Source organism: Syntrophobacterales bacterium (assembly GCA_019429105.1).
Taxonomy (GTDB): Bacteria; Desulfobacterota; Syntrophia; order Syntrophales; family UBA5619; genus DYTH01.
Map to the genome: position 1 here is coordinate 1 of JAHYJE010000067.1, position 8,467 is coordinate 8,467.

Below are 8,467 nucleotides of genomic sequence, written 5' to 3' on the forward strand. Positions count from 1 at the left end.
CACAATGCTTCTATCGGGAATACGGTTTTTCAAGCAGTTAGAACCAGATTATGAACATTAAACTTCGTTTTCCCGCTTAAAATCATTGCGGGAATGACAGAATGTGAGAGTTTTGCAATTGGCTCTATTTGAAAGAAATATTGCCCAATCGGAAGTCTCCCCTGATAGGCAGGGATTGGAAACCGTTTTTGATGAGCATGCCTCCCTGTAACGGGGTCTCCATAAAATAAACTTTCGGAAATGTCAATGCCGAAGGACGCTTTAAAAGCAGCTTCAGGATGTTTTCCCTGTTGCGCGCCTTGACTATTTACTGTTGATTACGCTATGCTGCAACGCACAGTAAGAAAGGAAACCTATGGAATTATTTATGCTGATAGCGGTAGCGATTACCGTATCGGCCACGCTGATGATCAGCAAAAAAAGGGAGCCCCTGCATCTCTCCTTCGCCGCGCTTTGTCTGACCATTGCCATCCACGAGGGGGGCGTCTTTTCCGGTGCAATTTTTCACTCCCGCATCCATCTCATTGTTGAACTGATTGGATTATTGGCAATCCCTCCCCTTACGATAAGCTTCAGCCGCGATTTCTGCAAAGGGCAGACCCTGCTGAAGAAGCGGGATATCCGCACGACGGCGCTCGTGAGCATCCTTTTTGTCATTCTTGTTTTTATCCCCGCCCTTGAATGGAAAAATACCCTCCTGTTTGCGTATATTTATGCGGATATTGTGTTGCTTGCATGTTATTTTTCTCTTATTCACTATGCAAGAAAAAAGGCGTCCGGGAATGAAAAAAAACGTCTTTTTTACCTGATTCTCGTCGGCACAGCGGCAATCGTCTCCGTTAGCATCCCCCCCCTTTTCAGCATCATCGTCTCCGGCATGCTTTACTTCATACTTATTATGATCACCCACCCGCACCTCACTGAACTGCACGATTTAATGACGCGCGCCCTGGTTATTATCATCGGCGCCCTTTTCACGACCATTTTCTTCTACCTTGTAATCGGCTTCTTCGGTAAAGGCCCCAACCTCTCTTTTACCCTTGTGTTTATGGTATCTTTCCTGATTATCATCGCCATCGGTCCCTTCCAGGTTATCCTGAAGCGGATGTTGACAAGCTTCTACCCGGACATCAAGGATGTCTTCACCTCGCCGTTTGATCTCGATGAAAAGCTCGAACGGGAAAAATCCCTGCTCTTGGAGCAGATGGCACCGGTCTTTGCCCATGAAATCCGCAATCCTCTCGGCTCCATAAAAGGGGCTGCCCAGTATCTCCTGACCGAGGTCGAGCAGGAAGATCAGCGCAAACTGCTGGAGGTAATCACCGAGGAAGCAAACCGCTTGAACCGGGTCGTTTCCCAATTTCTCGATTACGCCCGCCCCTATCAGCTTGACCTGCAACCCGGTTCAATCAACACCGTTATCGAAAAGACGATGACCCTGCTTGAGGCAGACATAATCTCCGAACATATTCAGATCCAGATGGAGCTGCATCCCCATCTGCCGTCTGTTTTCATGGATCATGAGCAGATTCAGCAGGTTATTATGAATATCGCCCTCAACGCGATAGAGGCGATGCCGGAGGGAGGAACTTTAACCGTCAGAACAATGCAGATAAAAGGGGGGGCGGGAGATGCGGTCGGCATTTCAATGCGGGATACCGGTCAGGGTATGCCGCGCGAGACAATCAGGCAGATCTTCACGCCCTTTTTTACTACCAAGGAGCGGGGAACCGGCTTGGGGTTGGCCGTCTGTCGGCGGATAATAATGAATCACGGAGGAAAAATCCGCGTCAAATCAATAGTGGGGAAAGGCACAATCTTCTATATTCGTCTCGAAACGGTTCATTAGCGGGGAAATTAAGGTTAAAGGCAACTCATCAAATCGAACTATCGGCGCATGCAGTCAACCAAGGAGGAATCAATAAATCGTGATTAAGCCGGCAAAAATTCTCGTCGTTGACGACGAACTTAATATGAGGCTTGTCCTCGCGGCCATGCTGAAGAAAGAAGGCTATGAGGTCTTCACGGCGGCCAATAGCCAGGAAGCCCTGAAAATCTTGAAGGAAAAGCAGCTATCCGTCGTCGCGACCGATTTGAAGATGCCCGGTCTCGACGGCATGGGACTCCTTCAGAAGATTCTGCAATACGACAATGCCATGCCGGTCATCATCCTGACCGCCTACGGCACCGTGTCCAGCGCCGTCGATGCCCTGAAAAAGGGCGCCTTCGACTATATCACCAAGCCCTTTGAGCAGGATGAACTCAAAACGATCATCCTCAAGGCGGTCAAGACCAGGCAGCTCGACGACCGCTGCCTGCCGCCGCCGGAGGGGGATGTCGATCAGTACCGCATCATCGGCACAAGCAGCCGCATGTCCGAAATACTCAGAATCGTCCAAAAGGTTTCCCCGACCGAAACCACCGTTTTGATAACCGGGGAGACCGGAACCGGCAAAGAGCTGATAGCCCGGGCGATTCACACCAACAGTTCCCGCAGCAAACAACCTTTCATAAAAATAAACTGTGCCGCGATCGCCCAGAATCTGGTGGAAAGCGAACTCTTCGGTTACGAAAAAGGGGCGTTCACCGGCGCCGTTACCACCAAGCCGGGCAGATTTGAACTGGCCCACAGGGGCACTCTTTTTCTGGACGAGGTAGGGGAAATACCGAGGGAGGTGCAGGCAAAGCTGCTCCAGGCCATTCAGGATCAGAGTTTCGAGCGGGTAGGCGGCTTGAAAACAATCGCCGTCGATGTGCGCCTGATTACGGCCACAAACAAAAACCTTCCGGAGGAGATCAAGGAGGGACGTTTCCGGGAGGATTTGTACTATCGGCTCAACGTCTTCCCCATCCATCTTCCCCCGCTCCGGGAGAGACCAGACGATATCCTGCCGCTGGCCGAGCACTTTCTCAAAAAATCCAATCTGAAACTGGGGAAAAAGGTGTTGGAGCTCTCCCCCGAGGTTAGCGCTTCCCTGCTTGCCCACAGTTGGCCCGGAAACATCCGAGAGCTGGAACACCTTATGGAACGTCTGGTATTGATGGCCGATAGTTCTGTTATCACAACGGAAATAGTTCCACCGGATATCTTGAATCCGGAGTCGAGGCAAGGCTTCAATCCTTCCCCAGCTCCGGATGAAACTCCGCATGACGCCTTGAAGAGTCACATGGAGGAGATGGAAAAACAGATCATTACCCGCTGCCTTGAAGAATGCGACGGAAATGTAACGAGGGCGGCAGAAAAGCTTGGTTTGAGCCGCAAGGGTCTGCAGCTCAAGATGATCAAACATAATCTGAGAAAGGGCAGTATGGATTGATTCCTTCCCACCCACACTATTTAGATGAACTGCGCTCATTTCAGTCATCCCTAAAAAATAATGGCATTTCTTATATAAAAGATGATATCGTTCCGTTCGTTTGTTATAAAGTGATTTCCCTACGGAGGATGTACAGATGAACCCCATTTTCAGCAAAAAGACTTCATTTTTAATCGTAATCCTGCTCATGCTGCTGGGACCCTACGGCGACCGCCAGGTTTCAGCGATCGACCGCAGCACCTATAAAAGCCTGAAAACCTTCAACGAGGTTTTGGACATGGTTGCAAAGAACTATGTGGAACCGGTTTCTGCCGAAAAACTCCTCCAGGGCGCCATCAACGGGATGATCAAATCCCTCGATCCGCACAGCAGTTTTATGACCGAGGATATGTACAAGGAGCTTGAAGTTGAGACACGCGGCAGTTTCGGAGGGGTTGGCATTGAAATCACGCTGGTCAAGGATGTCCTCACCGTTGTCTCCCCGATCGAAGACACCCCTGCCTACAAAGCCGGGGTCAAGTCAGCCGACCAGATCATCAAAATCAATGGAGATTCGACAAAAGACATCACGATCATGGAGGCCGTCAAGAAACTCCGGGGCGTCAAGGGAACAAAGGTGACAATCACGATCATGCGCGAAGGGCTGGCAAAACCGCTCGACATCGAGCTGACCAGAAACATCATTGTGGTTAAAAGCATAAAATCAAAAATTTATAATGGAAATATCGGATACATCCGAATCGCCTCGTTTCAGGAACATACAGGAGACGATCTGCTGAAGACGATAAAGGAAATAAAAGCGAAGACCAAACCTCTATCCGGAATTGTCATTGATATGAGAAATAACCCGGGAGGATTGCTCAACCAGTCCATCGAGGTTTCGGACGCCTTTTTAAAGAAAGGAGTAATCGTTTCAACAAGGGGCCGCTCGAAAAACATGGAAAGCAAGGCGACCGCAAAAGACAGCGGCGATGAGCCCACCTGCCCGATTGTCGTTATCGTCAACGAGGGAACGGCGAGCGCCGCCGAGATCGTTTCCGGCGCCTTGCAGGACAACAAACGGGCAATCATTCTGGGGACGCAAACCTTCGGCAAGGGCTCCGTCCAGACGGTGATTCCGCTGGAAGGGGGCTCCGCGCTGAAGCTGACTACAGCCAAATACTACACCCCCAATGGCCGCTCCATCCAGGCGGAGGGGATCACCCCGGACATCGCGGTTAAACTGATTGCCAAAACGGAAGAGAAAAAAGATGAGAAAGAACCCGTGGAAAATCATTCGTTCCGGGAAAAGGATTTAAAGGGACATATAAAGTCGCCCAATGAAAAAACTGAGAAAGACGCCAAAAGCGAGGGGGAAAAGAAGTTAGAAGACTCTCTTGACAACGACAACCAGCTTAAGAGCGCTATAGATATCCTGAAAGGCTTGATCATTTTGTCTGACAAAAAATAGGATGAAACGTTTTCCCGTTTTAACCGTAATTATCGCGGCAGCGCTTATTGCCGCAGCGTTTCTTTTGCTGGAACGGTTTAGAAGCACGGAGAAACCTGAGCCGCCCGAAGAAGGCAGGAAGGAGTACACCGCCCCCAAAGAACATATTTCTCCCATGCCCCCTGAAAAAAAACCGTACAGGCAGGTCGCGATAATAATCGACGATATCGGTTTTGATATGCGGGCATTAAAGAAGCTGGCCGAAATTCCGGCGCCGATCGCCTTTGCTGTTCTTCCTCACACCCCCCATGCCGCAGAAGCTGCGGGATTTTTGTATCAGGGAAAGAGGGAAATCCTCCTGCATTTGCCTATGGAACCCCTTTCCTACCCCAAGCAATCTCCCGGGGCAGGCGCTCTGATGGCCGACATGAACGAAGCGCAAATTCTCCGGCAGCTTAATGAAAATTTTGCTGCCGTTCCTCATGCATCAGGGGTCAACAACCACATGGGGTCGCGGTTTATGGAAGATGCATTGCGACTGAAAACGGTTATGGAGGAACTGAAAAAACGGAATTTGTATTTTGTGGACAGCCGGACATCGCCCCGCTCCCGGGGAAGGGAAGCGGCTGCTGAAGCCGGCGTCCGTTTCGCCGCCAGGGACATTTTCATTGACCATGAAAACGGCTATGAGTCAACGCTTGCAACCCTGCGCCAAGCAGCCGCCCGGAAAACAAAAGCCGATGGGAAACCCCTGCTTTTGATTGGACACCCCCACGCCGATACGATCAGGGCGATAGAGGATGTCCTGCCCCTGTGGGAAAAAGAGGGCATCCAGATTGTTGAGTTAAGCCGTTGCCTTGGCAATCCAAAATAAAAAATAAGGATATTTCTGTCATGAAAATAATTTTTCACGCAATTTTTTTATTGATGTTTCTGTTTACAGCTGTCTTTTCCCCCGCAGAGGCAAAAGACGCAGCGGCGCCGCCGGTCCCGAAGATTTCAACCGGAGGCGCGGGGTTTCACTACAGCCTGAGCGTGCTCTACACCTTAAGCGATAAGCCGGATGAGGCCATCCGGGAACTGGAAGAAACGCTTCGTCTCGATTCTTCCGCCGTTTGGCTGACGAAAGACATAGCGTCTTTATACATGGCAAAAGGGGATGCCGACAAGGCGATCGGTTTATGTTTGCAGGCGCTCAAAGACCATCCCGACGATGTCGATATCCGCATGCTGCTCGGCAGCTTCTTTATGAGCAGCGGAAAATATGAAGCAGCCTCGGGCGAATACAAAAGGGTAGTCGAACTCAACCCCAAAAACACCGGCGCCCTTTTCTATCTCGGATTAAATCTCGCGGAAATAAAAAAATTTGCTGAGGCGGAAACATCCTTCAGGAAGCTCCTCAAAGTGGAACCTGAAAACTTCATGGGTCATTTTTATCTGGCGAAGGTCCTGGCGGAAATGAAGCGTTATGACGAGGCGGAAAGCGAATTCAAAAAAGTTCTCGCTCTAAACCCGAAATCCGAGTCGATTATGATCGATTTGGCCATGCTCTATGAAAAACAGGGGAAGATGCTTTCGGCAATCGAGATTTACAGAAAAATCGTTGATCTTTCCCCCCATAACGTCCGAGTTCTGCTCAAGTTAGGACATCTCTACCTCCAGCAGGAGCAGTATGATGATGCCCAAAGCGCCTTTACGGCCATCCTGAAGTTTGACCCGGCAAACAGGGAGGCGCAAACGGCACTGGGCCTGCTTGCGCTTGAGCAGGGGAATCATGAACAGGCTATCGCAAAATTAGTGCCCTTGCTGAAGGAATCGCCCACGGACAGCAGTCTTCTGTACCTGCTGGGCGCCGCCTATGGGGAGTCCGGGGATTATCGCAAGGCAATCGAAACAATGGAAAAAATCCCACCCTCTTCGGGACAGTTTATCGAAACCCGAATTCGTCTTGCCGCAATCCTTAAAAAACAGGGGAAAACTCAAAAGGCCATTGCATCACTGAAGGATGCAATCAAAAGCAAGAAAGATGCCTCCGGCCTGTACGCCTTTCTCGCCTCGGTGTACGGCGATGAGCAAAAATATCCAGAGGCGGAGGCTGTTCTCCGGGAGGGGATGGAAGTCAATCCTGCAAGTACCGAACTTTATTTCAACCTCGGGGTTCTTTTTGAAAAAACGAACCGTTTCGAAGAAAGCATAAAGGCCATGCGAAAAGTGCTCGAGTTTGACCCAGACCATCCGGAAGCGCTGAACTTCATCGGCTATATGTATGCGGACAGGGGATTAAATCTGGACGAAGCAGAGCAAATGATCCGCAGAGCCCTCGTTTTAAGGCCGCAAAACGGCTACATGATTGATTCGCTGGGATGGGTGCTGTTTCGAAAAAATCAATTTGCCGAGGCGATACGCTATCTCAAGGAAGCCGCCTCGCTGCTGCCTGAAGACGCCGCTATTATTGAACACCTGGGGGACGTCTATTTACAAAGCGGAGCGATTCCGGAAGCCGCTGAAACTTACAAAAAGGCCCTCCAGCTAAACCCCGGCGATGAAAAGCTGAAGCAGAAAGCGGCCGATCTGAAAGGCAAATAACCAGGCAGACGATTCTCTAAAAACCATTGACAGTAAAAAGATGGCCAGACCACATTACACAAAGAACATACCGATAAAACGTGCCTTGATTTTGCTTGTTATCGCAGGGGTTGCCCTTTCCGGATGCGCCGCTCGCCAACAAATAGTGAGCTATTCGACGGCGTACGACTCTCCGGAGGCCGCTTTACGAGCAGCAGGAACCGATATTGAAGCTGGCGCGATAACGGCAACGGCAAAAATAGAAATAAGCGATGAGGGTAAAAGATACCCGCTGAAGGCCGCTCTGATGATTCAAAGGCCCGCTTCTCTCAGGCTGGAATCCATTCCCCTGATCGGGCCTCCCGATTTCTTCATCTCACTGACGGCGGGCGAAATGAGGATCTTTACGCCGGCAAAGGGTTCCTTCTACACAGGCGCTGCCACCCCCCATAATATATCTAAATTCCTACATATTTATGTCAGTGCGTCGGAACTTGTCTCGCTGCTTCTGGGCCTTCCTCCGGATAACGAAGCAAAAGAAAAAACCAGGACGGGCCGTCAGGAAGAAAACCTCTACCGCATCGATCAAGAAAAAAATGATAATGGGCGCCTGTCCCTCTGGATTGATCCAGCAATAAACAGAATAGTGAAAACGGCTTTCGCAAAAAACGGAGTCAAAATCTACGAGGCTGTTTTTGAGAAGCATCTGCGGACAGAGGGGTATTATTTACCACAACACATTACGATCACGGGGCAAACAACTTCAGCGCTAAAAATAACATATACAGAAATCCAGCAACTCGCCGATCATGATGAATCATTCACGCTGCCCATTCCTGCGGGAATTACGCCAATCCCTCTCGATTGAGGCAATTGCAAAACTCCCCATTCTTGTCATTCCCGCAACGATTCTGAGCGGGAAAACGAAGTTTAATGTTCATAATATGGTTCTAACTGCTTGAAAAAACCATATTTCCGATAGAGACATTATGGACATTAAGCTGCGCTTTCGGGAATGACAAATGGTTTTGTTGGCGGCGGCGTGAAAATGTCCTAAATTTGGCGGTTTGAAAATGTACGGTCTAAAGCGCTATTTGAAGAGGCGCTGGGACCATTTTTCAGGTTCCAGCGCCTACTTGACACCAAGGATTTATGT

The 8,467-nt window shown here is 49.8% G+C and carries 6 protein-coding genes; all 6 read left to right on the top strand.

All coding sequences use genetic code 11. The annotated features are described in order from the left end of the window. Positions 1-355 precede the first annotated feature (355 nt). The 6 genes from K0B01_14190 to K0B01_14215 all read left to right on the top strand — a co-directional run bounded on the left by K0B01_14190 (position 356) and on the right by K0B01_14215 (position 8,179). Positions 356-1,849 carry a hypothetical protein gene (locus K0B01_14190; GenBank protein ID MBW6487290.1) on the top strand — a complete coding sequence of 498 codons (1,494 nt, stop codon included), beginning with the start codon at positions 356-358 and terminating at the stop codon, positions 1,847-1,849. 124 nt (positions 1,850-1,973) lie between these two features. Beyond that, positions 1,974-3,317, top strand: a complete 1,344-nt coding sequence (locus tag K0B01_14195) for a sigma-54 dependent transcriptional regulator (protein MBW6487291.1) — start codon at positions 1,974-1,976, stop codon at positions 3,315-3,317. A gap of 136 nt (positions 3,318-3,453) precedes the next feature. Then, positions 3,454-4,767 (top strand): S41 family peptidase, encoded by a 1,314-nt coding sequence (locus K0B01_14200; GenBank protein ID MBW6487292.1) that lies wholly within the window; start codon positions 3,454-3,456, stop codon positions 4,765-4,767. A 1-nt stretch (position 4,768) separates the two neighbouring features. Further along, positions 4,769-5,620: a divergent polysaccharide deacetylase family protein gene (locus tag K0B01_14205; protein ID MBW6487293.1), complete on the top strand. Its 852-nt coding sequence runs from the start codon at positions 4,769-4,771 to the stop codon at positions 5,618-5,620. A gap of 20 nt (positions 5,621-5,640) precedes the next feature. Beyond that, positions 5,641-7,332, top strand: coding sequence for a tetratricopeptide repeat protein (locus K0B01_14210; GenBank protein ID MBW6487294.1), 1,692 nt, complete (start codon positions 5,641-5,643; stop codon positions 7,330-7,332). Between the two features lie 40 nt (positions 7,333-7,372). Further along, on the top strand, positions 7,373-8,179 hold the full coding sequence (locus K0B01_14215; protein MBW6487295.1) for a DUF4292 domain-containing protein: 807 nt from the start codon (positions 7,373-7,375) through the stop codon (positions 8,177-8,179). Positions 8,180-8,467: the final 288 nt, after the last annotated feature.

Bases quoted from the DNA above. Each gene is read 5' to 3' on its own strand.
- K0B01_14195 (MBW6487291.1), top strand. From the start codon at position 1,974: ATGAGGCTTGTCCTCGCGGCCATGCTGAAGAAAGAAGGCTATGAGGTC.
- K0B01_14190 (MBW6487290.1), top strand. From the start codon at position 356: ATGGAATTATTTATGCTGATAGCGGTAGCGATTACCGTATCGGCCACG.
- K0B01_14205 (MBW6487293.1), top strand. From the start codon at position 4,769: ATGAAACGTTTTCCCGTTTTAACCGTAATTATCGCGGCAGCGCTTATT.
- K0B01_14215 (MBW6487295.1), top strand. From the start codon at position 7,373: ATGGCCAGACCACATTACACAAAGAACATACCGATAAAACGTGCCTTG.
- K0B01_14210 (MBW6487294.1), top strand. From the start codon at position 5,641: ATGAAAATAATTTTTCACGCAATTTTTTTATTGATGTTTCTGTTTACA.
- K0B01_14200 (MBW6487292.1), top strand. From the start codon at position 3,454: ATGAACCCCATTTTCAGCAAAAAGACTTCATTTTTAATCGTAATCCTG.